Here is a 24,045-nt window from a genome sequence, read left to right on the forward strand (position 1 = left end):
GAGGCACACGAGGTAGGCGGTACGCGGACACACGCGACATCCACACCCGACTGTCGGTCTCGCAGGGTTCCCTGCGGTGCCGTGGGCGTGGAAGCAGTCACGACGAGAGTTAGCGGAGGATATGGCAAAGAAGGACGGTGTCATCGAGATCGAGGGCAGTGTGATCGAGGCTCTGCCGAACGCGATGTTCCGCGTCGAGCTGTCGAACGGTCACAAGGTTCTCGCGCACATCTCGGGAAAGATGCGTCAGCACTACATCCGGATCCTCCCCGAGGACCGCGTGGTGGTGGAGCTCAGCCCGTACGACCTGTCCCGCGGCCGGATCGTCTACCGCTACAAGTAGTCAGTCCCCGATCCGGGGCTACGTCACCCGCGGCCTGGCCGAAGGCGACGTCGCCGTACGATCGACCACCCACGACACTGCTGCGCGCGCACCGGGAGACCGGACGTTCGTGGCGGAGGAAAACCCGATGAAGGTCAAGCCGAGCGTCAAGAAGATCTGTGACAAGTGCAAGGTGATTCGCCGGCACGGTCGCGTCATGGTGATCTGCGACAACCTGCGCCACAAGCAGCGCCAGGGCTGATCACCCTCCGGGCACCAGCCCGGGCCGGTGGCTGAGGCCACCACCAGCGCACCACCTCGAACCAGCCCCGCGGGCAACCGCGCAGGGCAGGGGAACCCTCGGTCCGGAGGCCGGGGCCCGCGAAGAGTCGCGGGATGGCGGTGCGGCAGACCTCCGACGAGCAGTACAGGAGCCGGAAGGCACATGGCACGTCTTATCGGCGTCGACCTCCCCCGCGACAAGCGGCTTGAGGTTGCGCTCACGTACATCTTCGGTGTGGGTCGTACCCGCGCGAAGGAGACCCTGGCCGCCACGGGTATCAGCCCGGACGTCCGCGTGAAGGACCTCGGCGACGCCGAGCTCGTTGCGCTCCGCGACTACCTCGAGGGCAGCTTCAAGCTCGAGGGTGACCTCCGCCGTGAGGTCGCGGCCGACATCCGCCGCAAGGTCGAGATCGGCACCTACCAGGGCCTGCGCCACCGTCGCGGCCTGCCGGTGCGTGGTCAGCGCACCAAGACCAACGCGCGCACCCGCAAGGGTCCCAAGCGCACCGTCGCGGGCAAGAAGAAGGCCCGCTGATAGCAGTCCGTGGAGCGGTCGGCTCACCGAGCTGAGACCGCCCCGGTCCGATCAGACCAGGAGATTACAGAACAGATGCCTCCCAAGACTCGCGCCGCCGCCGGCCGCAAGCCGCGCCGCAAGGACAAGAAGAACGTCCCGCTCGGCCAGGCGCACATCAAGTCCACCTTCAACAACACGATCATCTCGATCACCGACCCGTCCGGTGCCGTGGTGTCGTGGGCCTCTGCCGGCCACGTCGGCTTCAAGGGCTCCCGCAAGTCCACCCCGTACGCCGCGCAGATGGCCGCCGAGTCGGCCGCTCGCCGCGCGCAGGAGCACGGCGTCAAGAAGGTCGACGTCTTCGTGAAGGGCCCGGGTTCCGGTCGCGAGACCGCCATCCGCTCGCTCCAGGCGACCGGCCTCGAGGTCGGCTCGATCCAGGACGTGACGCCCCAGGCGCACAACGGCTGCCGCCCCCCGAAGCGTCGTCGCGTCTGACGACTTGTCGTAGCCGGTCGCGGCTGCGGGCCTCAGGCCCCGGCCGCGACCGGACCGCGACATCCGCTCACCGTTCGCGGTGAGCACCCCGCCTGGTCGGTGACAGAGATCCGCCCGGGCTGCGAGAGATCGCAAGGCCGTGATGCGTCATATAGCGGACGCACACTGAAAGGACACCCACAGTGCTCATCGCACAGCGCCCCACGCTGACCGAAGAGGTCATCTCGGAGAGCCGTTCCCGCTTCTCCATCGAGCCGCTCGAGCCTGGCTTCGGCTACACGCTCGGCAACTCGATGCGTCGCACGCTGCTGTCGTCCATCCCGGGCGCAGCCGTCACGTCCATCCGTATCGACAACGTGCTGCACGAGTTCAGCACCGTGTCGGGCGTGAAGGAGGACGTCACCGAGATCATCCTCAACATCAAGAACCTCGTCGTCTCCTCGGAGAACGACGAGCCCGTCGTGATGTACCTGCGCAAGCAGGGCGCCGGCACCGTGACCGCCGCGGACATCGTTCCGCCGGCGGGGGTCGAGGTGCACAACCCCGACCTGCACATCGCCACCCTCAACGACAAGGGCAAGCTCGAGATCGAGCTGACCGTCGAGCGGGGCCGTGGGTACGTGTCCGCCGCGCAGAACAAGCAGTTCGACGCGGAGATCGGGCGCATCCCGGTCGACTCGATCTACTCGCCGGTCCTCAAGGTCACGTACAAGGTCGAGGCCACCCGAGTCGAGCAGCGCACCGACTTCGACAAGCTCATCGTCGACGTCGAGACCAAGCAGGCGATCACGCCTCGCGACGCGCTCGCTTCGGCTGGCAAGACCCTGGTCGAGCTGTTCGGCCTGGCACGTGAGCTGAACGTCGAGGCCGAGGGCATCGAGATCGGCCCGTCGCCGACGGACACCGCGCTGGCCGCGGACCTGGCGCTGCCGATCGAGGAGCTCAACCTCACCATCCGTTCGTACAACTGCCTCAAGCGCGAGGGCATCCACCAGGTGGGCGAGCTCGTGGCCCGCAGCGAGGCGGACCTGCTCGACATCCGCAACTTCGGTGCCAAGTCGATCACCGAGGTCAAGGAGAAGCTGGCCGAGCTCGGCCTCAGCCTCAAGGACTCGCCGCTGGACTTCGATCCGGCCGGCGCCTCGTACTTCGAGGGTGGCGACTCCGCGGCCTACAGCAGCGACGAGCAGTCGTACTGACGTCCCGCACCCGGCCTAGGCCGGGTGCGCGGAACCACATTCAAGGAGACAAGCAACAATGCCTACCCCCACCAAGGGCGCGCGGCTCGGCGGTAGCCCGGCTCACGAGCGCCTGATCCTCGCGAACCTGTCGACCTCGCTCTTCGAGCACGGCCGCATCACGACCACCGAGACCAAGGCCAAGCGCCTGCGTCCGCTGGCCGAGCGTCTGATCACGTTCGCGAAGAAGGGCGACCTGTCCGCCCGTCGCCGCGTGCTCACGGTCGTTCGCGACAAGGGCGTGGTCCACACGCTGTTCACCGAGATCGCCCCGGCCATGGCCGAGCGCAACGGTGGCTACACGCGTATCACCAAGATCGGCACCCGTAAGGGCGACAACGCGCCGATGGCGGTCATCGAGCTCATCACCGAGCCCGTGAGCCCCAAGCAGGCCGTCGTCAAGGAGGCCACCAAGGCCGCCGAGAAGGCTGCCCCGGTCGAGGACGCGCCCGTCGAGGACGCTCCGGTCGAGGAGACCCCCGCCGAGGACGTCAAGGACGCCCCCGCCGAGGACGCTCCCGCCGAGGAGACCACGGAGGACAAGAAGGAGGCCTGAGCCCCTTTCTTTCCCGCACGACGCCGGCCGCACCTTCCGTACGGAGGGTGCGGCCGGCGTCGTCGTCCGACAGGTCAGGACGGCGGGAGGTCCCAGGCCCGCGCGCCGCCGACGAGCGCGGCCGAGTTGGGCACGATGACGACGTCGTCGCCCAGGCGGGCCAGCGCCGACGGCGTGATGCAGCGCGCGTTGCCGCCGCCGATGTAGAGCCGGTCCCAGTGGAAGACGGGCCGCAGCCCGTCCACGACGGTGACCACGCGCCGGGACCACAGCCCGTCCCCGAGCCGGCGTCGTTCGGGCTCCCCGATGTACTGGTCGTACGTGAGGCTGCGGCGCACGGGAGCGTGCGACCACTCCAGGTGCGGCGCGATGCGCCCGCCGTGGAACATGGCCGTCCCGAGGCCCGTGCCGAGCGTGATCACCAGCTCCAGGCCCGACGCCGCGACCACGCCCGCGCCGTGCACCTCGGCGTCGTTCAGGACGAGCGCGGGCAGCCCCAGGCGCGCCGCGACCGCCGCCTGCATGTCGAAGCTGCTCCACGCGTCCAGGAGCGCGGGCACCACCCGGGAACGCGGCCCCGACCGGGTGATGTAGTGCGGCGTGTGCACCACCACGCCGCTGCGGATCATGCCCGGCATGCCGACCGTGACCCGCGCGGCGGCGGGGAGGTCCGTGGCGATCTTTGCGATCGTGTCGACGAGCAGCTCGGGCGGGAGCGGGTAGGGCGTCGGCACCCGGACGGGTGTCGCGTGCGCGGTCCCGGACGTGTCGAGGACGGCCGCCTTGATCCCGCCGCCGCCACAGTCGACCGCCAGCGTGAGGGTGTCTGCCATGACGTCACTGTACGAACCCTGGCGGGGAGATCGGGGAAGATGGCTGTCGTGAACGACTTCATCCGGGTCCGGCTCGACCTCGCCTACGAGGGCACCGACTTCGCGGGCTGGGCCCGTCAGCCGGCCCTGCGCACCGTCGAGGGCACGCTGGAGGACGGGCTCGTGCAGGTACTGCGGAGCGTGCAGCGCGGCCTGCCGGCGCCGCGGCTCACCGTCGCCGGGCGCACGGACTCGGGCGTGCACGCCCGGGGCCAGGTGGCGCACGTGGACGTCGACGCAGACGGCTGGGCCGCGCTGCCGGGCCGCTCCGACCGTGCGCCGGGCGACGCGCTGGTGACCCGGCTGGGCGGTGTGCTCCCCGGGGACCTCGTGGTGCGTCGGGCCGCGCCCGCGCCCGTGGGCTTCGACGCGCGCTTCTCCGCGCTGCGCCGCCGCTACACCTACCGGATCGCCGACGACGTCGCGCTGCGCGACCCCCTGCGCCGGCGGCACGTCCTGTGGAACCGCAAGCCGCTCGACGTCGGGGCCATGGACGCCGCCGTGCGCCCGCTGACCGGGGTGCGCGACTTCGCCGCGTACTGCAAGCCCCGGCCCGGGGCCACGACCATCCGGGAGCTGCAGAGCATCGCCTGGGAACGGCCCGCCGACGGGCCGGACGCGGGGCTCGTGGTGGGGCACGTCGTCGCCGACGCGTTCTGCCACAACATGGTGCGGGCGCTCGTCGGCGCGTCGATCGCGGTCGGCGAGGGCCGGCGTGACCCGAGCTGGCCGGGCGTCCTCCTGGCGAGCCGGCGCCGGGACGCGGGCGTCTTCGTCGTGCCGCCGGAGGGGCTGTGCCTGGAGGAGATCACGTTCCCGCCGGACGCCGAGCTCGCGGCCCGCGCCGAGGCCGTCCGGGCCCGGCGGATGGACGAGGACGTCTGGGACGAGCCGGTGCCGGCGACGTAGAGCGCAGGTCACGGCCTCTGCTTGTTGGTCGCCGTGACCTGCGCTCCGCTACGGGCGAGTGCCTTGCTGCGCTGCGGCCCTCACCCTGCGCTGCGCTCCGGTCACGGCTCCTCGACCCAGTGGACAGCGGCCTCCTCGGCGCTCGCTCCCGCGCCGTCGATGCCCGCGTCGGTGCCGTACAGGTCGTTCTGGCGGTTGCCGTCCTCGGCCGCGTAGCTGCCGGGGTCCGCGTCGGGGTCGGAGACGAGCCGGCCCGCGCGCGACGTGTCGGCCCGGTCCAGCGGGTCGTCCTGCCAGACGTCCGGCTCCTCCTCGCTGAGCCGCTGGTCCATCGACTCGCCCTGGCGCTCCTCCCACGAGGTCTCGCCCCAGTGGTTCGAGCGCGGGCGGTCCGGCGGGGAGTACCCCTCGTCGAGGAAGTCCTTCGGACCCCGGCTGTACAGGGTGTCCTCGGTCGGGAGCTGGTCGGTGTCGCCCTCGGCGATGCCGTCCGGTCCTGGCATGGTGGCGGGTGTTTCCTCGGTCATGGTCCTACCGTGACACCAGATCGGCGCGGACGCCATAGTGCGGACGTGGCGAACCTCATGCCCGTGGAACCGCCTCGGAGGCCGCCCACGCTTTGACCCCCGGGGAAACTGCCGGGTACTCTAATGAGTCGTTGTGCTTTGTCACGACGTCCTGCGTCAGCACCGAGCCCACTCGAGTGCGGACGAACGGCCCGGACGTCATTCTGACCCCCGCGCACAACGACCTGACTCTTCGGGCGCCGCTTCTCGCCCGACGACACCGCAAACGAAAAGGTTACGAACCGTGCGTACGTACACCCCCAAGCCCGGCGACGTCCAGCGCGACTGGTACGTCATCGACGCGACCGACGTCGTCCTGGGCCGCCTGGCAAGCCAGGTCGCCAGACTGCTGCGCGGGAAGCACAAGCCGACCTTCGCTCCGCACGTCGACGGTGGTGACTTCGTCATCATCATCAACGCCGACAAGGTCGCGCTGAGCGGCAACAAGCGCGAGACCAAGCTGGCTTACCGCCACTCGGGTTACCCGGGCGGTCTCACGGCCACCCCGTACGGCGAGCTCCTGGACACCAAGCCGGAGCGCGCCATCGAGAAGGCCGTGCGCGGCATGATCCCCAAGACCTCGCTCGGTCGGACGCAGATGACCCACCTGAAGGTCTACGCAGGCTCTGAGCACCCGCACACGGCGCAGCAGGCCAAGCCGTTCGAGATCACCCAGGTTTCGCAGCAGGCCTGAGGCCGCTGCCGATCGTAACGCGAAGGACGCGAGGACATCACCGTGGCCGAGACCACCGTCGAATTCGAGCAGGGCGCCGAGGCGCCCAGCAACTACACCACCGAGACTGCCGCGCCGGCAACGCGCGGTTCGTCCATCACCGCCCCGGGCCAGGCCCTCGGGCGCCGCAAGGAGGCCGTGGCGCGCGTGCGCCTCGTCCCCGGCACCGGCACCTGGAAGATCAACGGCCGCACCCTCGAGGACTATTTCCCGAACAAGGTGCACCAGCAGCTGGTCAACTCGCCGCTGAACCTGGTCGAGGTCGAGGGCCGTTTCGACGTCATCGCCCGTATCACGGGTGGCGGCACGTCGGGTCAGGCCGGCGCGCTGCGCCTGGGCATCGCCCGTGCGCTGAACGCCATCGACGAGGAGTCGAACCGCGCCGAGCTCAAGAAGGCCGGCTTCCTCACGCGTGACGACCGCAAGGTCGAGCGCAAGAAGGCCGGTCTCAAGAAGGCCCGCAAGGCTCCGCAGTACTCGAAGCGCTGATCAGAGCGCTTGGCCGGGTGGCCCCGCCGAACAGTGTCGACACTGTTCAGCGGGGCCACCTGCATTTCCGGCGCAGGCCGGGCCCCACTACGGTGGGATCGGAACGAGCTGAGGAGAATGTGCATGGGCAGGCTGTTCGGCACCGACGGAGTTCGGGGCCTCGCCAACAAGGACATCACCGCGGAGCTGGCGCTGGAGCTGGGCGCCGCGGCGGCCAGGGTCCTGACCGCGCAGGGTGAGCTGCTGGGCCCGCGTCCGCGGGCCGTCGTCGGACGTGACACCCGGGCGTCGGGCGAGTTCCTCGCCGGTGCCGTGGCCGCGGGCCTCGCGTCCGCCGGCGTGGACGTGGTGATGCTCAACGTGCTGCCCACCCCCGCGCTGGCCTACCTGGTGACCGAGCTGGAGGCCGACCTCGGCGTCATGGTCTCCGCCTCGCACAACCCGATGCCGGACAACGGCATCAAGTTCTTCGCGCGCGGCGGGCTCAAGCTCGACGACGCCGTCGAGGACGCCATCCAGGCGACCCTGGGCGACGACTGGGAGCGCCCGACGGGCGCCGCCGTCGGGCGCATCCGCACGGACGGCCAGGCGGCCGCCGAGCGCTACGTGCGGCACCTGACCGACAGCGTCGGCACCACGCCCGACCACCGCCCCCTCGAAGGGCTGCGCATCGCGCTGGACTGCGCGAACGGCGCGGCGAGCGAGGTCGGCCCGGAGGCGCTGCGCGCCGCGGGCGCCGACGTCGTGGTGATGAACGCCAGCCCCGACGGCCGGAACATCAACGAGAAGTGCGGCTCCACCCACCCGGAGCAGCTCCAGGCCGTCGTGGTGGCGTCCGAGGCGGACTTCGGCGTCGCGTTCGACGGCGACGCGGACCGCTGCCTCGCCGTCGACCACACCGGCGCGATCGTGGACGGCGACCAGATCCTCGGCATCCTCGCGACCGCCCTCAAGGAGGAGGGCCGCCTGCCGGGCGACACCCTCGTGGTGACCGTCATGAGCAACCTCGGCCTCATCCTGGCGATGCGGGAGCGCGGCATCACCACGGTGCAGACCGCGGTGGGCGACCGGTACGTGCTGGAGGAGATGCGCGCGCAGGGTTACGGCCTGGGCGGCGAGCAGTCGGGCCACATCATCCTGGCCGACCACGCCACCACCGGCGACGGCGTGCTCTCCGCGCTGCACCTCGCGGCGAGGGTCAAGGCTTCGGGCAAGCGGCTGGCCGACCTCGCCGGGGAGATCGAGCGCCTGCCGCAGACCCTCGTGAACGTCCGCGGCGTGGACAAGTCGCGGGCCGGCACGGACGAGGGCGTGCAGAGTGCCGTGGCCGACGCGACCTCGCGGCTCGGCGACACCGGCCGCGTGCTGCTGCGCCAGTCCGGCACGGAGCCGCTGGTGCGCGTCATGGTCGAGGCTCCCGCCCAGGACGAGGCGGACAAGGTCGCGGAGGATCTCGCCGCCGTGGTGCGGGAGCGGCTGGCCCTCTAGCGGGCGCGGCTCGCGCTCTGACGGGGCCGCCAGGCGCCCCCCGCGTGATTCACCCTCCGCGGGGCGCGGGCGTGAACGGCCCGTGAAACCTTGGGAAGCGGGGTTCTACCAGGGGGTCCCCTGATGCGATTCAGGGGCCCCCCTTGCGTAGTCTGGACGTAGGCACTATGAGGTGCCCTTCTCCGCACCCGGGTAGTGCCCGGCCGAGACTCCCGAGGTCCCGTGCTCGAACTCATCTCCACCGTCCTGAGCGCCACCGAGGCATGGATCCTCGCGATGGCCGCCTCGCCGTGGATCTACCCGGCCATGTTCGCCTTCGCGACCATCGACGGCTTCTTCCCGCCGCTGCCCAGCGAGTCGGTCGTCATCACCCTGACCGTGTCGGCCCACAGCACCGGTACGCCCTGGATGTGGCTGGTGCTGATCACGGCGGCGGCCGGCGCGTGGCTCGGGGACCAGATCGCGTACCAGATCGGGAAGATGATCGGCACCGACCGGGTGCCGTTCCTGCGCTCGGCCCGCGGGCGCCGGGCCGTGGACTGGGCCGAGCGGGCGCTGACCCGCCGCGGCGCCTCCTTCATCCTCGCGGCGCGCTACGTGCCGATCGGACGCGTGGCCGTGAACATGACGGCGGGCGCCGTCGGCTACCCGCGGCGCCGGTTCATGCTCATCGCCGCCATCGCGGCGGTCATGTGGGCGCTGTACTCCGCGGGGATCGGCCTCGTCGCGGCCCAGTGGCTCGGGCACGAGCCGCTGCTGGCGATCGCCATCGGCGTCGTGCTGGGCGTCGCGATGGGTTTCCTCGTGGACAAGGTGGTGGGCTGGTTCTCGCGCCGGCACCTCGACGAGGACGAGGACGGCGGGAAGGGCGCGGACGGCGAGAAGGTCGCCGTCCCGGCGGGCGCCACCGAGATGATCAAGGAGTACGTCCACCGGGCCGACGACGGCGGCCGGTCCGCGAAGGACCGCTGACTAGAGCTTGCGCAGCCGGACCCGCTGCACCGCGTGGTCCGAGCCCTTGGTGAGCACCAGCGTGGCGCGCCCGCGCGTGGGCAGGATGTTCTTCTCGAGGTTCGGCGCGTTGATCGACTCCCAGATCGACAGGGCCTTGTCCGTGGCCTCCTGGTCGGAGAGCGACGCGTACCGCTTGAAGTAGGAGTCCGGCTTGGTGAACGCGGTCCGGCGCAGCTCCAGGAAGCGTTCCACGTACCACTGCCGGATGTTCCGGGTGCGGGCGTCCACGTAGATCGAGAAGTCGAAGAAGTCGCTCACCGCGACGGTCGACTCGTCCACGGCGGACGGCCGGGCCGGCTGCAGCACGTTCAGCCCCTCGACGATGAGCACGTCGGGCTTGCGGACCACCACCTCCAGCTCGGGCACGATGTCGTAGATGACGTGCGAGTACACGGGGGCACGCACCTCGGACTGGCCGGCCTTGATCCGGGACAGGAACCTGATCAGGGCGCGCCGGTCGTACGACTCCGGGAAGCCCTTGCGCTCCATCAGGCCCCGCCGTTCGAGCTCCGCGTTCGGGTAGAGGAACCCGTCGGTCGTGATGAGCTCGACGCGCGGGGTCTCGGGCCAGCGCGCGAGCATCTCGCGCAGCACGCGCGCCGTCGTCGACTTGCCGACGGCGACCGAGCCGGCCACGCCGATGACGTACGGGGTGCGGGGCGGATCCTCGTGCAGAAAGGTCGAGGTCGCGTCGTGCAGGCCGCCGGTGGCCTGCACGTAGAGGTTGAGCAGTCGCGACAGAGGGCGGTAGATCGCGTCGACCTCGGCGAGGTCGATCGGGTCACCGAGTCCGCGCAGGCGCTCGACGTCGTCGTCGGTCAGCGGCAGCGGGGTGGATGCCGAGAGGCGGCTCCAGGCCGCCCGGTCGAGATCCACGTAGGGCGAGGACGGGGCAAGGGCGAGCAGGTGCTCCCCGAGGTCCGTCGTCGGGAACTGTGAAACCACCTGCAGCATTGTGCCCCACCCGGGGCAAGGATCGACATCGTCCGAGGCAGCAGGTGATCCTGCGGGTGAGAAAGGAGCCCTGTGAGCCCGGTCATGGGTGCCGCTCCGAACGCTCGTTAGACTCGCCCGCATGTGTGGGATCGTCGGTTACACCGGAACTGCCGCGACTATCGCGGACGGCGGCGCCTCGGGCGCGGCCCTGCCCTCGGGCACGCCCCTTGACGTGGCCATCGAGGGGCTGCGGCGCCTCGAGTACCGCGGCTACGACTCGGCCGGGGTGGCGCTCGTCGCGCCCGGGCTGGACGGCGTGGCGTGGGCCAAGAAGTCGGGCAAGCTCGCCAACCTGATCGAGGTGCTGGACCACGACCCGCTCCCGGAGGCCACCGCGGCGATCGGGCACACCCGCTGGGCCACGCACGGCGGCCCCACCGACGCGAACGCCCACCCGCACCTGGCCGACGGCGACCGCCTCGCCGTCATCCACAACGGCATCGTCGAGAACTTTGCCCAGCTCAAGGCCGAGCTGCTGGCCGACGGCGTGGTGTTTCGGTCCGAGACCGACACCGAGGTGGCCGCCCACCTCGTGGCCAAGGCGTACCGCGAGACCGGCGACCTGACGGCCGCCATGACCGCCGTCGCGCGCCGGCTGGAGGGCACGTTCACGCTGCTGGCCGTGCACGCCGACGCGCCCGAGACCGTGGTCGGCGCCCGGCACGACTCCCCGCTCGTGGTGGGGCTGGGCGAGGGCGAGAACTTCCTGGGCTCCGACGTCGCCGCGTTCATCGCGCACACCAAGGAGGCCCTGGAGCTGGGCCAGGACCAGGTGGTGACCATCACGCCGACGTCGGTGGACGTGACCGACTTCGACGGCAAGCCCGCCGAGGCCAAGCGCTACACCGTGGACTGGGACGCCGCGGCCGCCGAGAAGGGCGGCTTCGACTCCTTCATGGACAAGGAGATCCACGACCAGCCGCAGGCCGTGGCCGACACGCTGCTCGGCCGCACCGACGCCGCGGGCGCGCTCGTGCTGGACGACCTGCGCATCGACGAGTCGATCCTGCGCGCCGTGAACAAGATCATCGTGATCGCGTGCGGCACCGCCGCCTACTCCGGTCACGTGGCGAAGTACGCGATCGAGCACTGGTGCCGCATCCCCGTCGAGGTCGAGCTCGCGCACGAGTTTCGCTACCGCGACCCGATCGTCGACGAGCGCACGCTGGTGGTCGCCGTGACGCAGTCCGGCGAGACCATGGACACCCTGATGGCCGTGCGGCACGCGCGCGAGCAGGGCGCCAAGGTGATCTCGATCGTCAACACCCACGGCTCCACGATCCCGCGCGAGTCGGACGCGGTGCTCTACACGCACGCCGGCCCCGAGATCGCCGTCGCGTCCACCAAGGCGTTCCTCGCGCAGATCACCGCCGCCTACGTGCTGGGCCTGTACCTCGCCCAGCTGCGCGGCAACAAGTTCCCCGACGAGATCGCCACGCTGCTCGACGAGCTGCGGGCCATGCCGCGCAAGATCCAGACCGTCATCGAGCGTGGCGAGTACGTGCGCGCGACGGCCCGGTCCATGGAGAAGTCGGACAAGGTGCTGTTCCTGGGGCGGCACGTCGGGTTCCCGGTGGCCCTGGAGGGCGCGCTGAAGCTCAAGGAGCTGGCCTACATCCACGCGGAGGGCTTCGCCGCCGGCGAGCTCAAGCACGGCCCGATCGCCCTGATCGACGAGGGGCAGCCCGTGTTCGTGGTGGTGCCCTCGCCGCGCGGCCGCGACTCCCTGCACTCCAAGGTCGTCTCCAACATCCAGGAGATCCGGGCGCGCGGCGCCCGCACCCTCGTGATCGCGGAGGACGGCGACGACGAGGTGCGCAAGTACGCCGACGAGATCTTCTGGATCCCGCAGGCGCCCACGCTGCTCCAGCCGCTGCTGGCCGTGGTGCCGCTGCAGATCTTCGCGATGGCGCTGGCTACCGCCAAGGGTCTGGACGTGGACCAGCCGCGCAACCTCGCCAAGTCGGTCACGGTCGAGTAAGCCCGCCGGCCCGGCTGTGGCACGCTCGTCGGCGTGGAACTGAAGCAGCTCTCCGACGAGGTCGAGATCATCAGCCGGGTCTACGCGCGCGTGCACGGCCTGGAACGTACGGACGACTGGCTCGTGCTGAAGCTCCAGGAGGAGATCGGCGAGCTCACCCAGGCGTTCCTCACGCTGTCCGGGCGCTCGCGGGACCGGGGCCTGTCCGAGGACGAGATCCGGGACGCGTTCCGGGGCGAGGTCGCGGACGCGCTCGCGCAGCTCCTGCTCGTGGCCCGGCGGTTCGACGTCGACCTGCCCGAGGAGCTGGAGCGCAAGTGGTTCCGCTGGCGGCACCTGGTGCGGCCGGAGGACACCGCGGGCATCCGCGATGTCGGTGACCCCGTCTAGGGTCTGCCTCTGACGGGCGCCACGCCGTGGCGGCCGGAGGAGAGGAGCGCTCATGGCGTACGTGGAGGTCGACGGGGTCCGGGTGCACTACGTGGAGCACGGGCCGCAGGCGGGCGAAGGGGTGCGCACGGCGGTGCTGGTGCACGGGTTCCCGGTGGACCACCGGCTCATGACCGCTGCGTTCGAGCCCGTCCTCGCGGGACGCCAGGGCTGGCGCCGGCTCTACGTGGACCTGCCTGGCATGGGCCGGACGGCGGCCCCGGACGTGGCGAGCAGCGACGACGTCTTCCGGATCCTGCGGGGCGCGGTCGCGGCGCTGGTGCCCGAGGGCCCCTATGCCGTGGTCGGGCAGTCGTACGGCGGATACCTGGCGCGCGGGCTGGCGGCGGCCGACCCGGACCGGGTCGCCGGCCTGGCCGCCGTCGTCACGCTGGTCGAACCGCGCCACGAGCTGCGCCGGCTCCCCGAGCGCCAGGTGCTGGTCCGGGACCGGGCGCTCGCCGAGCGGGTCGGGGAGGAGGCGCTCGACGCGGAGGACGTGCTCGTGGTGCAGACGGAGGAGACCTGGGCGCGCTCCCGCCAGGAGGTCGACCCCGGGCTGGCCGCGGCCGACCCGGCGGCGGTCGCGCGCATCGAGGCGAGCTACGCCGGGACGTTCCCCGTGGAACCCGCGCCGTTCGAGAAGCCCGTCCTGATCGCCGTCGGGCGCCAGGACTCGATGACGGGCTACCGCGACGCGTGGGACCTCCTGGAGCACTACCCGCGCGCCACGTTCGCCGTGCTGGACCGCGCGGGGCACTCGCTGCACATCGAGCAGCGCGGCTTGTTCGAGGCCCTGGTGGGGGAGTGGCTGGACCGCGTCGAGGAGGCGAGCGGCGTCAGCTCGACACGGCGACGTACACCAGCAGCGTGACGATCGCGGCGATCACGATGCCGAAGACCACGACCATGATCACGGGGAAGGGGAGCTTGTCGTCGTCCTCCGGCATGGCAACCTCCTACGCGCGAAAGGTGGCACCCTGCCACGAAGCAGGTGCCACCTTTACCTGAGCATTACGGGGATATGGTGCCGCAAAACGGGCACCTTTCGCAACACCGGCACCGTCATGTGCGCAGAGCGCGCCGACCTGCGCTGACCTGGGGCGGAGCGGCCTGGTTTCCGGTGGCGGGGACCTAGGCTGGGGCCATGATCATCGGCACGGGCATCGACGTGGTCGACGTGGACCGGTTCATGGAGACCCTCGACCGCACGCCCCGGCTGCGGGAGAAGCTGTTCACCGAGGCCGAGCGCGAGCTGCCGGCGGCGTCGCTCGCCGCGCGGTTCGCGGCGAAGGAGGCCATCGCGAAGTCGCTCGGCGCCCCCGGCAACCTCCGGTGGCACGACGTCACGGTGCACCGCACGATCGGCGGCCCGCCGCGGATCGACGCGAGCGGCACCGTGGCCGCCCGCGCCGCCGAGCTCGGCGTGCGCACCTGGCACATCACGATCTCCCACGACGCCGGCATCGCGTCCGCCATGGTGATCGCCGAAGGCTGATCCGACGTGTCGGACCCACAGGTCACCGGGGTGACCTGTGGGTCTGACAGCTCGGGGTGCCGGAGCTCGGGTGCTACTGGAGCTCGGGGATGACCTGCTTCTCGAAGAGCTCGAGGCCGCTGGTGTCGTACGCCGCCTCCTGGAAGTACGTGATCGCGTACTCCAGCCCGCGCGAGCGCATGCCCTGCAGCCGCTCGACGATCTGCTCCGGCGTGCCGACCAGGAGGCCGTTGCGCCAGCTCTCGATCTCGCGGTCGGCCTTGCCGGGCACCGACTTGCGCAGGTGCGCCTCGATCCAGGCCAGCCGCTCGCCGACCTCGGCGTCGTTCTCGCCGATCACCACGTTGTAGTTCGTGGACCGCGTGATCTCGCCGAAGTCCCGGCCCACGTCCTTGCAGTGCGCCTCGAGCACGCTCGACTTGTGCGTGAAGCCCTCGGGCGAGCCGTCGAAGTTCGTGTACTGGGCGTGCTGCGCGGCGATCCGCAGCGTCTTCTTCTCGCCGCCACCCGCGATCCACAGGGGGATGGACGGGACCTCGGCGCCGCCGTCGCCCACCGGGAGCTGCTGCAGGGGCTGCGGGTAGCAGAGCGCGCCGTCGACCTGGTACCGCTTGCCCTCGAACGTGCCCGAGGACCCGGTGCGCCACATGCTCGCCATGATCTGCACGCCCTCGTCGAGCGCGCGCAGGCGCTCGCCCGCGGTCGGGAAGCCGTAGCCGTAGGCGCGCCACTCGTGCTCGTACCAGCCGGCGCCGATGCCCATCTCGATGCGGCCGCCCGAGATCGTGTCGATCGTCGAGGCCACCTTGGCCAGGTACGTCGGCTCGCGGTACGCCATGCAGGTGCACATCTGACCCAGCCGGATGCGCTGGGTCGCCGCCGCGAACGCGGCCATCAGGGACCACGCCTCGTGCGTGGCCTCGGTCGAGGGCACGGGTGTCGTGTGGAAGTGGTCGTACACCCAGGCCGACTCCCAGGCGAACTCGCCGCCGGGGACGGCCTCGCCCGCGGCCTGGTTCTCGGCGCGGTGGACGAGGGAGAGCATCGTGGCCCACTGGTCGGCGGGCGCGACGTCGACCAGGTCGAAGCGCCAGCCCTGCGGGATGAAGAGTCCGAATCGCATGGCCCGACCCTATGCCGACGAAGTTCGCCCAGGGGAGGGGTGGTCGAAATTGTCGGGTTTCGGTACCTCGGGCCCTGGCGGACGCGGCAATATAGGGCTGTGAAAGACGCATGGAGCTCCGACGAGGTACGCAAGGCCGAGGAGCCGCTCATCGCGGCGGGTGAGCCACTCATGGCCAGGGCGGCGTACGCGCTCGCGCAGGCCGTGCTCCGGGAGGTCGCGGCCCGGACGACGCCCCGCCCCGGCGGCGCCCGGCTGCACGGCAGCCTCGGCTCCGACGGGCTCCCCGGCGAGGCCCGCGTCCGCCCCGGACGCACGACCGGCGGCCGCGGCGACGTCCGCGGCGCGAGGGCCCTGCTCCTGGTCGGCCCCGGCAACAACGGCGGGGACACCCTGTTCGCCGGCGCGCACCTGGTCCGGCGCGGGATGACGGTCACCGCCGTCCTCGCGTCCGCCCGCGCCCACGAGGAGGGCCTCGCGGCGTTCGAGGCGGCGGGCGGCGAGGTCGTGCGCCTCGCCGACGCCAGGGTCCCGTCCGTCGTCCGCTCCGCCCTCGCGGCCGACGTCGTGCTCGACGGCCTGGTCGGCGTCGGCGCGCGCGGCGCCCTGCGGCCGCCCGCTGGCGGCCTGGTGCGGGCCCTCGCGGAGGCCCGCGAGGCCGCGGGGAAGCGGTGGCCGTACACGGTCGCGGTCGACATCCCGAGCGGCATCGGCGTGGACGACGGCGTGGTGCCCGGCCCCGTGCTCCGCGCGGACCGCACGGTCACGTTCGGCGCGCTCAAGCCCGGCCTCCTGCTGCCGCCGGCGGCACAGCTCGCCGGCGCGGTTGAGCTGGTCGACGTCGGCTTCCTCACCGCCTCCGGCACCGACCACTGGGCCAGCGCGGCGCAGCGCGTCACCCTGGGTCGCCACGCGATGGCCGGCACCGACACGGGCTCCGGCCGGGTGCAGCGCCTGGAGGCCGCGGACGTCGCCGCCCTCTGGCCCGCTCCCACGGCCCACGACCACAAGTACACCCGCGGCGTGGTCGGCGTGATCGCCGGGACGAGCACCTACCCGGGCGCGGCCGTCCTGGCGACGTCCGGCGCGGTGCGCGCAGGGGCCGGCATGGTGCGCTACCTGGGCCCCGAGGCCGTGGGCACCCGCGTGCTGCTGGCCCGGCCCGAGGTGGTCGTCGCGGGCGGGCGCGTCCAGGCCTGGGTCCTCGGCCCCGGCCTCCCGGCGTTCGACCCGGAGGACGGCCCGGACGACGACGGCCAGGCACGCCGCGTCTTCGGGGCGCTCGCGGCCGTGACCGGCGTGCTGTCCGAGGACGTGACCGGCGGCAAGATGCCCGCCGTGATCGACGCGGGCGCGCTCACGATGCTGGAGCACCGGCTGCCCGCCTGGGCGGTGCTGACGCCGCACGCCGGCGAGCTGGCGGAGCTGCTGCAGGGGCTGGGGCACGACGTCGACCGAGCCGCGGTCGAGGCGCGCCCGCTGCACTGGGCCCGCACGGCGCACCAGGCGACCGGCGCGACCGTGCTGCTCAAGGGCGCGATCACCGTGGTGGCCGGGCCCGGGGGCGCGTACGCGCAGGCGGACGCCCCGGCGTGGACGGCGACGGCGGGGGCGGGCGACGTCCTCGCGGGCATCCTGGGCACGCTGCTGGCCGGGCGCTCGGCCGACGTCGTCGCGGACGAGACGCTCGCGGCGCGCCTCGCGGCGGCCGCCGTCCTGGTGCACGGCCGGGCGGCGGCCCGCGCCTCGGCGGGCGGGCCGGTCGCCGCGCTGGAGATCGCCCGGGCGGTGCCCGCGGTGATCGCCGAGCTGCTGCGCGCCTGACCGCAGGCCCGGGCCGGGCCGGCTCCGGCCTGCCCGGGCTAGGCTGTCCGGCGATGAGTCAACGCGTCGTGGCCTGGGGGCAGGAGCTCCGCGAGATCCACCGGCGGCTGCGCGACGCCCTGGGCCTCGCGCGGTCCGCCGTCGAGGACGGTGGTTCCGGGCCGACGGCGGCGCGGGACCTGCAGCTCTACTGCGTGGGCTTCTGCGCCGCGCTGACCGGGCACCACCGCGCGGAGGACGCCACGCTGTTCGACGTCGTGCTGGCGGCCGAGCCGGACCTCGCGCCCGTCGTCGCCGACCTCAAGCGGGACCACTCCATGCTGGACCACCTCCTGAGCGAGCTGCAGCGCGCGGCGCTGTCGGGGGCGGACCGGGACGAGCTGCTGCGGCACCTCGACGGCATCGAGGCCGTCATGGAGACGCACTTCCGGTTCGAGGAGAAGAAGATCGTCGCCGTGCTCGACGGCGCGGACCGCCCGGCGAGCGACCGGCAGGAATTGCTCGGTCCGCTGGCCTGACCCCCTCTCCAGAATTGGGCATTCCGGATTTATTTCCGGACCCGCAGGCCTTTATCTCGCCTGTCCGAGATGTGCCAGGTAGAACCGTAATTTCCCGTATCACAGGCACACCCTGCACGATTTATCTCTTGTCATAGACTCCCTGACGCGCTCCGATCAATATTCATGTAAGTCACGAAATTGGGGTGTGCGTGCCATCTAGTTACGGGCCTTCCATGGCCATGTCCACGGCGTCGTCGGGGGCACGAGGGAGCCAGGCGGGTAGCAGGGGGAGGGACCACGTGGTCCACGGGCGGGACAGAGAGCTGCGGGTCATCGGGCATTTCGCGACGGACCTGGACCCGACGGTCCTCGTCGTGCGCGGGCTGAGCGGCATCGGCAAGACGGCGACGGTGATCCGCGCGCTCAAGCTGGTCGGCGCGGGGGCGTCGGCGGTGCGGGTGGTCCGGCCGTGCTCGCCCCGGCCGTCGGCGCACGACCTGGAGAACAGCCGGCGCATCGACCTGTCGGCCTGGTCCGTGCCGGACCACCCGGAGCACGGCTCCGACTTCGACGCGGCGGGCTTCCTGCGCGCGGTGTCGGCCTGGGCGGCCGACGGCGGCGGGGACGGCGGCACCGGCCCGCGCGTCCTCTTCGTCGACGACGTGGGCGTGCTCACCGCCGAGCGCGCACGCTGGCTGCAGCACCTGGCCGACGAGGCGTACGGGCAGGACTGGCGGGTCATCGCCGCCGTCCGGAGCATCTCCGCCGAACCGCTGTCGGACGACGTCGAGGTGCTCGAGCTGGGGCCGCTCGACCGGGGGTCCCTGCGGCGCGTGCTCGACATGGAGCTGAGCGTCCCCGTGGCCGCCGACGTCGTCGAGCAGCTGCGCTGGTGGAGCGCCGGCAACCCCCGGCTCGCGCTGGAGCTCGCCGGTTCCCTGAGCGCCGCCGAGCTGCGCGGGGACGCCTCCTGGACCGGACCCGAGACCGCGGGATCCGCCGCCCGGCGCGTCTACCGCGCCATGCTGGCGGGCCTGGACCCGGCGACCATGACCGCGCTCGCCACCGCGCCGCTGGGCAACCCGCCGCTGGGCGGCGCGGCGCTGGCCCGCCGGGACGGCCGGTCGGCCGTGCGGCACCCGCTGCTGGCGCTGCTCTGCCGCGAGGCGCGCGGGACGGACGGCCACGTCGACGGCCGCGAGGTCCCGGCCACGGAGCGCGACGTGACCGGCGCGCAGGTGACCGGCGCGCACGTGACCGGCGCGCAGGTGACCGGCGTGCACGCGACCGGCGCCCACGTGACCGGCGCGCACGCGGCCGAGCGCATCCTCGACGGCCTGCACCTCGACGAGCTGCCGGCCCGCGCCTGGGCGGTCGTGGCGGCCACGCCCGAGCCCCGGCTGGCGGCGCGCGCCGTCGGCGTGTCCCTGCTGACTGGGCGCACGTGGCTGGACCACCGCGAGGGCGCCCTGGTGCCCGACGGCGTGGCGCCGGAGTGGACCGACCACCTCTGGTGGCGCGACCCGGCCGGCGTCCCGGCAGAAGCGCGCGCCGCCGGCGCCCGCGTGGCGGCGGCGCTGCTCCGCCTGGAGGGCACGGGCGAGCTGCCCGACCCCGGGACCCTCCGCGCCGATCTCCGGCTGCTCGGGCCGACGCCGGGCCAGGACTGGGTGGGCGTCGAGATCCAGGTGCACGCCCTGCTGATGCTGGGCGACGTCGTGGGCGCGCGCAGCCTGCTGGCCGACCACTCAGGCACGGCGGGGGAGAGCACGGTCGCGGAGATCGTCGCGCGCGACCTCGCGGCGGCCCGGGTCGCCGCCTTCGACGGCCGCGCCGTCGACGTCCGGACGCACCTCGCGCACGCCGCGGAGCTGCGGCCGTCGGTGGACGAGTGGCTGCCCGCGCGCGGGCTGCGCGCCGCGGCGGACGCCGTCGTCGACGGCACCGCGCCGGCGAGCACCATGCCGGCGCAGGCGGGCTCCTGGTCGGCGCGGGCGCTGGGCGAGTACGCCGCCGACCTCGGCGCCGCCCACCTCGTCGTGGGGCAGGCCGAGGGCGCCGTGGCCCTGCTGACCATCGCGCTGGAGCACTGCGCCTGGCCCTACCGGGGCCGCGTGCAGGTGCGCTGCGACCTCGTCGAGGCCGTCATGGCCTCCACGCCGCCCGGCCGGGTCGGCCCGCGCGTCGAGCGGCTGCTCCAGCCGGTGGTGTCGCCCGAGGAGCGGTCGGCGGTCGACGTCGCGGCGGCCTGGTCCAGGCTGCGGGCGCTGCTGGCCGACGACGGCACGCCGTCGGCCGCCTTCGAGGCCGCGCTGCACGCCGCACCGGTGCCGATGTCGCCCTGGCAGCGGGTCCGCATGCTGGTGGCCTACGGCCGGTACGCCGTGACGCGCGGCGCCCGCACCACGGGCACGGCGCTGCTCGACGAGGCCCGGACGCTCGTCCGGCTGGCCGGGATGACCGGCTGGCTGCGCGGTATCGACGCGTTCCTCGCCGAGACCGACGCCGGCGGCGGGGCCGGCCCCGAGTGGGAGGTCCTCGGCCGGCACGAGCGGGAGATGGTGCGGCTCGCCGTGCACGGCGCGACCAACTCGCAGATCGCCCAGGCGACGTTCGTGTCCGAGCGGACCGTCGTGAACCGGCTGCGCCAGGCGTACACGACGCTCGGCATCCGGGACCGCAGGGATCTGGTCCGTCTCGCCGAGACACGACCGCCCGCCTGGCTCGTCGGCGGGTAGCGGTCGAGCGCAGGTTTTTCACCCGCTCCTGCGCTCACTTTTCACCCGGCATTCCGGACCTCTTTCTCGTATCCCCGACATTGTGTGCGTGGCTGCCTCGGGCGCGCCTCGAAACGTATCGAACGCACTTCCCGTTGCGCTGGATTGCGTCAGCGCACGATTACGGCCCTGCCTGGCAGGCGGCTGAGAACCACTGTTCCCTGATGGCCGGGAGCCGGTGTGCCTCATGCCACCGCCCCGAGATCCGGACGTGATCACATACCGATCCGGACGCTTTTCTTAAGCGCGAACGTGGAGGAGTGAATTCCGTTGAACCCAACGCAAGTACCGTCACGCCGTCGAAGGGGTGGCCTCGTACTGCGCCGATCTCTGGTGACGGTCGCGGCGTCGGCCCTCGTGGTGACCACCACGGGTCTGCCGGCTGTCGCGGCTGTGGACAACTACCCGGACGAGCCGTCGGAGGCCGCCGCGAGCGTCCTCGACTCGACGCTCTTCCAGAAGGCGCTGCTCGCAGCCGCCTACTCGGAGGCCGGCTCGGTCTCCAACGCCGGCCCGAACGAGGGCAACCTGAACGTCGAGCTGCTCGGCTCGGAGCTCATCACCATCGGTGACGTCGAGGTCCCCCTCGACGAGATCCTGGACTTCGGTCAGCTCGGTGCGCTGGCCAGCAAGAGCGAGGCGTCGTCCCCGCTCGACGCGTACGCGGTCTCCGGCCTGGCCGGCGCAGACGGCGGCGTGACCCTGGACGGCGAGACCGAGGACTTCGGCAAGGCGACCGTGGACGTGCTGTCCGTCGCGCGCCTGCTGGGCGTCGACGGCCTCACGGACCAGATCGTCGACCAGCTCCTGCTGGAGGCGGGCGCCGGTGCGGCCGAGGTCAAGGCCGAGGACGGCGTGATCCTGGACCAGGACGGCGTGGGTGGCCTCGGCCAGTACCGCGTGGCCGACCTGGACCTGACGCTGCACTCGCCGGTCATCGAGGACGCTGCCTCGTCGATCTACGACATCGGCGGCACCATCGACACGACCGTCGAGGACCTCGTCAACGAGAACCTGGACGAGAGCGCGCTCACCGGCCTGTTCGACGCGATCCCGGGCGTCCCGACGCCGTCGATCACCGTCGACAGCAACATGCAGGAGAACCTGTTCCAGTCCGTCGTGGGTGAGCCGATCACCTCGGCGAACCAGCTCATCACGATCGACCTGTCGACCGGCCAGCTCGAGGTCCACCTCGACAAGCTCGTGGACGGCCCGAACGAGGGTGGCATCAACGCGCTCGACCCGAACACCGAGCTCATCGACGACACGACCTACCCGCTCATCGCGGAGACCGTGCACGAGCTGATGGAGGAAGTCACCAACATCCTCATCGGCGCGATCGAGGACTCGCTGAACTCGGTGACGATCAACATCGCCTTCACCGACTCGAGCCCGCTGGGTAACCTCGACGTCTCGTGGTCGCTGCCGCTGGCGGACGCCGTGAACGGCAACTTCCCCGAGGCCGTGAACAACAGCACGGGCACGATGGCTCCGGTCGCCGAGCTCCTGGTCAGCACCATCAACACGCTCGGCCCGGCCCTCGCGCCGATCCTGGCCCCGGTGTACGACCTGCTGATCAGCGACGAGGGTGACAACATCTTCAACCTGCTGATCAACGACCTCAAGACGGACTCGATCACGACGCCGATCCGCGAGCTGCTCTCGCCGGTCTTCGACGTGCTGTCGCAGGTCCTCTCGATCACGATCAACCGCCAGGTCAGCTCCGAGGGCGTCACGCAGACGTCCACCAAGGCCGCTGCCGCCGAGACCTCCTTCGAGCTGTCGGCGCTGAGCATCGCGCTGCTGCCGGCCGACGAGGTCGCTCGCATCAACCTGGGCAACGCCGCCGTCCGCATCGGTGGCGACGGTGGCACGGGCGAGATCGACCCGACCCTGACCGTGGTCCCCGGTTCTGTCGCTCCGGGTCAGTCGACCGTCGCGACGGGTGAGGGCTACACGCCTGACTCGACCGCCACGGTTCAGCTGACCGACCCCGAGGGCAACCCCGTGGGCGACGCCATCGAGGTCGAGACCGACTCCGAGGGCACCTTCACCACCCCGGTGCCGGTCCCCGCGGACGCGGAGCTCGGCGACTACACGGTCGTCGGCACCGACGACACGACCGGCCAGGCCGCCGAGGCCCCGCTCGCCGTGATCTCGGGCGCCGACGTCTGCGCCATGGACCCGACGCTGACCGTCGTGCCGAACGCCGCCTACCCGGGCGACACCGTCTCGGTCATCGGCCAGGGCTTCCCGGCCGGCGTCCCGGTCTCCGTGCAGCTGCGCGACGCCGAGGGCAACCCGGTGGGCGACGCCGTCACGGTCACCCCGGACGACGCCTGCGGCTTCATCACGGACCTGACCGTCCCCGAGGACGCCGAGCCCGGCGACCACGTGGTCGAGGCAGAGCCGGAGGACGGCAGCGAGGGTGCCGAGGCACCGCTCGAGATCCTGAACCCGGACAACCAGGGTGAGGAGTGCACCGACCCGGCCATCACGGCCGACCCGACCGTCGTCAAGGCGGGCGACGAGGTGCAGGTCACGGGCACCGGCTTCCCGGCCGGCGTGAACGTGGTCGTGCAGCTCTTCGACACCGAGGGCAACAAGATCGGTGACCCGGTCACCGTGCTGGTGGACGAGGACTGCGGTTTCGAGACCCCGATCACCGTTCCCGAGGGCACCGAGCCGGGCGTCATCATCGTGGACGCGCAGCCGGAGGACGGCAGCGAGGGCGCGCAGACGCCGATCGTGGTCACCGAGAACACCGGTGGCGGCGACGGGCGCGACCTGACGGCGCGCTTCGAGCACCCGACGGTCCAGCAGGGTGACGAGCAGACCTTCTACGCGTCGGGCTTCGAGCCCGGCGAGCAGGTCGTCGGCATCATCAACTCGACGTCGTTCGCCCTGCAGGCTCAGGCGGCCGACGCGGACGGCAACGTCCAGTGGACCTTCACGGTCGACGAGAAGCTCGACGTCGGTGAGCACCAGGGCATCGCCGTCAGCACGGTCGAGGGCGACTCGGCCATGGCCACCTTCGAGGTCGTCTCCACCGCCGTCGGCGGCGGCGACGACAACGGTGACGGCGGCCTCGCCGCCACCGGTGCGAACGTGGGCATCCTGATCGGCGCCACCGTGCTGCTGCTCGGTGCGGGTGCGGTCATGATCAAGCGTCGCCGCGAGATCAGCCAGGCCTTCGCCACCGCGATGGGCCGCATGTCCGACGACTCGAAGGCCGTCTGACGGCTGAGTCGCCGACGTAGCAGGACGGACGCAGCAGTCAGGCGTCTGGAGCGGTAAGGCCGGCCCGGGGGGAAATCGTTGCACCGGGGCGGTCCTGTTAGGGGCCGCAGGGGGGCGGGAACCAAAATGAGGGGAAGCGTTCGCGAAGTGTTCTCCACGTGCCGGTTGATGCCAGCGACCGTCGCGGCGA

General features: G+C 71.9%; 23 protein-coding genes. 19 read left to right on the forward strand and 4 right to left on the reverse strand.

All coding sequences use genetic code 11. From position 1 onward, the window contains the following. Positions 1-121: 121 nt before the first annotated feature. From infA to rplQ, 6 genes are all read left to right on the forward strand, one after another. Positions 122-343 (forward strand): translation initiation factor IF-1, encoded by a 222-nt coding sequence (gene infA / locus ACFV9Q_RS17490; protein WP_020016137.1) that lies wholly within the window; start codon positions 122-124, stop codon positions 341-343. Positions 344-470: 127 nt separating this feature from the next. Then, positions 471-584 (forward strand): 50S ribosomal protein L36, encoded by a 114-nt coding sequence (gene rpmJ / locus ACFV9Q_RS17495; RefSeq protein WP_003956441.1) that lies wholly within the window; start codon positions 471-473, stop codon positions 582-584. Positions 585-767: 183 nt separating this feature from the next. After that, the gene (gene rpsM / locus ACFV9Q_RS17500; RefSeq protein WP_182620576.1) at positions 768-1,142 is read left to right on the forward strand and encodes a 30S ribosomal protein S13; all 375 of its coding nucleotides are present in this window, start codon (positions 768-770) and stop codon (positions 1,140-1,142) included. Between the two features lie 75 nt (positions 1,143-1,217). Continuing rightward, positions 1,218-1,622 carry a 30S ribosomal protein S11 gene (rpsK, locus tag ACFV9Q_RS17505; RefSeq protein ID WP_020016139.1) on the forward strand — a complete coding sequence of 135 codons (405 nt, stop codon included), beginning with the start codon at positions 1,218-1,220 and terminating at the stop codon, positions 1,620-1,622. A gap of 182 nt (positions 1,623-1,804) precedes the next feature. Continuing rightward, positions 1,805-2,821, forward strand: coding sequence for a DNA-directed RNA polymerase subunit alpha (locus ACFV9Q_RS17510; protein WP_285101000.1), 1,017 nt, complete (start codon positions 1,805-1,807; stop codon positions 2,819-2,821). 58 nt (positions 2,822-2,879) lie between these two features. Beyond that, a complete protein-coding gene (gene rplQ, locus ACFV9Q_RS17515) occupies positions 2,880-3,416 on the forward strand; it encodes a 50S ribosomal protein L17 (RefSeq protein WP_377235428.1) in 537 nt (178 codons plus the stop codon). A gap of 74 nt (positions 3,417-3,490) precedes the next feature. Here rplQ and ACFV9Q_RS17520 read toward each other — a convergent pair whose 3' ends face one another. Continuing rightward, on the reverse strand, positions 3,491-4,249 hold the full coding sequence (locus tag ACFV9Q_RS17520; protein ID WP_285101004.1) for an ROK family protein: 759 nt from the start codon (positions 4,247-4,249) through the stop codon (positions 3,491-3,493). A 39-nt stretch (positions 4,250-4,288) separates the two neighbouring features. Between ACFV9Q_RS17520 and ACFV9Q_RS17525 the strand changes: the two genes are divergently transcribed. Further along, positions 4,289-5,197 carry a tRNA pseudouridine synthase A gene (locus ACFV9Q_RS17525; protein ID WP_377235429.1) on the forward strand — a complete coding sequence of 303 codons (909 nt, stop codon included), beginning with the start codon at positions 4,289-4,291 and terminating at the stop codon, positions 5,195-5,197. A gap of 101 nt (positions 5,198-5,298) precedes the next feature. On the opposite strand, the gene ACFV9Q_RS17530 is transcribed toward ACFV9Q_RS17525, so the two are convergent. After that, positions 5,299-5,724 (reverse strand): DUF5709 domain-containing protein, encoded by a 426-nt coding sequence (locus ACFV9Q_RS17530; RefSeq protein WP_377231666.1) that lies wholly within the window; start codon positions 5,722-5,724, stop codon positions 5,299-5,301. Between the two features lie 283 nt (positions 5,725-6,007). Between ACFV9Q_RS17530 and rplM the strand changes: the two genes are divergently transcribed. The 4 genes from rplM (at position 6,008) to ACFV9Q_RS17550 (ending at position 9,445) form a co-directional block, all read left to right on the forward strand. Then, positions 6,008-6,457, forward strand: a complete 450-nt coding sequence (rplM, locus tag ACFV9Q_RS17535; protein WP_377231667.1) for a 50S ribosomal protein L13 — start codon at positions 6,008-6,010, stop codon at positions 6,455-6,457. A gap of 42 nt (positions 6,458-6,499) precedes the next feature. Beyond that, the gene (gene rpsI, locus ACFV9Q_RS17540; RefSeq protein WP_182620582.1) at positions 6,500-6,985 is read left to right on the forward strand and encodes a 30S ribosomal protein S9; all 486 of its coding nucleotides are present in this window, start codon (positions 6,500-6,502) and stop codon (positions 6,983-6,985) included. Positions 6,986-7,108: 123 nt separating this feature from the next. Continuing rightward, on the forward strand, positions 7,109-8,473 hold the full coding sequence (gene glmM / locus ACFV9Q_RS17545) for a phosphoglucosamine mutase (RefSeq protein ID WP_377235430.1): 1,365 nt from the start codon (positions 7,109-7,111) through the stop codon (positions 8,471-8,473). 222 nt (positions 8,474-8,695) lie between these two features. Beyond that, positions 8,696-9,445, forward strand: coding sequence for a DedA family protein (locus tag ACFV9Q_RS17550; protein WP_377235431.1), 750 nt, complete (start codon positions 8,696-8,698; stop codon positions 9,443-9,445). Here the strand turns inward: ACFV9Q_RS17550 and coaA are convergent, their stop codons facing one another. Continuing rightward, positions 9,446-10,441, reverse strand: coding sequence for a type I pantothenate kinase (gene coaA, locus ACFV9Q_RS17555; protein ID WP_377231670.1), 996 nt, complete (start codon positions 10,439-10,441; stop codon positions 9,446-9,448). It abuts the gene before it with no gap. A 121-nt stretch (positions 10,442-10,562) separates the two neighbouring features. Between coaA and glmS the strand changes: the two genes are divergently transcribed. From glmS to ACFV9Q_RS17575, 4 genes are all read left to right on the forward strand, one after another. Further along, positions 10,563-12,464, forward strand: a complete 1,902-nt coding sequence (gene glmS / locus ACFV9Q_RS17560; RefSeq protein WP_377231671.1) for a glutamine--fructose-6-phosphate transaminase (isomerizing) — start codon at positions 10,563-10,565, stop codon at positions 12,462-12,464. A 33-nt stretch (positions 12,465-12,497) separates the two neighbouring features. Continuing rightward, positions 12,498-12,854, forward strand: coding sequence for a pyrophosphatase (locus ACFV9Q_RS17565; RefSeq protein ID WP_377231672.1), 357 nt, complete (start codon positions 12,498-12,500; stop codon positions 12,852-12,854). Between the two features lie 52 nt (positions 12,855-12,906). Then, a complete protein-coding gene (locus ACFV9Q_RS17570) occupies positions 12,907-13,767 on the forward strand; it encodes an alpha/beta fold hydrolase (protein ID WP_377235432.1) in 861 nt (286 codons plus the stop codon). 273 nt (positions 13,768-14,040) lie between these two features. Further along, positions 14,041-14,391, forward strand: a complete 351-nt coding sequence (locus tag ACFV9Q_RS17575; protein WP_285101023.1) for a holo-ACP synthase — start codon at positions 14,041-14,043, stop codon at positions 14,389-14,391. A gap of 73 nt (positions 14,392-14,464) precedes the next feature. On the opposite strand, the gene ACFV9Q_RS17580 is transcribed toward ACFV9Q_RS17575, so the two are convergent. Continuing rightward, positions 14,465-15,514 carry a TIGR03560 family F420-dependent LLM class oxidoreductase gene (locus ACFV9Q_RS17580; protein ID WP_377235433.1) on the reverse strand — a complete coding sequence of 350 codons (1,050 nt, stop codon included), beginning with the start codon at positions 15,512-15,514 and terminating at the stop codon, positions 14,465-14,467. A 99-nt stretch (positions 15,515-15,613) separates the two neighbouring features. Between ACFV9Q_RS17580 and ACFV9Q_RS17585 the strand changes: the two genes are divergently transcribed. The 4 genes from ACFV9Q_RS17585 to ACFV9Q_RS17600 all read left to right on the forward strand — a co-directional run bounded on the left by ACFV9Q_RS17585 (position 15,614) and on the right by ACFV9Q_RS17600 (position 23,855). Continuing rightward, on the forward strand, positions 15,614-17,338 hold the full coding sequence (locus ACFV9Q_RS17585; RefSeq protein WP_377235434.1) for a bifunctional ADP-dependent NAD(P)H-hydrate dehydratase/NAD(P)H-hydrate epimerase: 1,725 nt from the start codon (positions 15,614-15,616) through the stop codon (positions 17,336-17,338). Positions 17,339-17,391: 53 nt separating this feature from the next. After that, positions 17,392-17,856 (forward strand): hemerythrin domain-containing protein, encoded by a 465-nt coding sequence (locus ACFV9Q_RS17590; RefSeq protein WP_377235435.1) that lies wholly within the window; start codon positions 17,392-17,394, stop codon positions 17,854-17,856. Positions 17,857-18,137: 281 nt separating this feature from the next. Beyond that, entirely contained in the window at positions 18,138-20,576 is a 2,439-nt protein-coding gene (locus tag ACFV9Q_RS17595; protein WP_377235436.1) for a LuxR C-terminal-related transcriptional regulator, read from the forward strand. A 372-nt stretch (positions 20,577-20,948) separates the two neighbouring features. Next, positions 20,949-23,855 carry a choice-of-anchor G family protein gene (locus ACFV9Q_RS17600; RefSeq protein WP_377235437.1) on the forward strand — a complete coding sequence of 969 codons (2,907 nt, stop codon included), beginning with the start codon at positions 20,949-20,951 and terminating at the stop codon, positions 23,853-23,855. Positions 23,856-24,045 lie beyond the last annotated feature (190 nt).

Source organism: Promicromonospora sp. NPDC059942 (genome assembly GCF_042731755.1).
Lineage (GTDB): Bacteria > Actinomycetota > Actinomycetes > Actinomycetales > Cellulomonadaceae > Promicromonospora.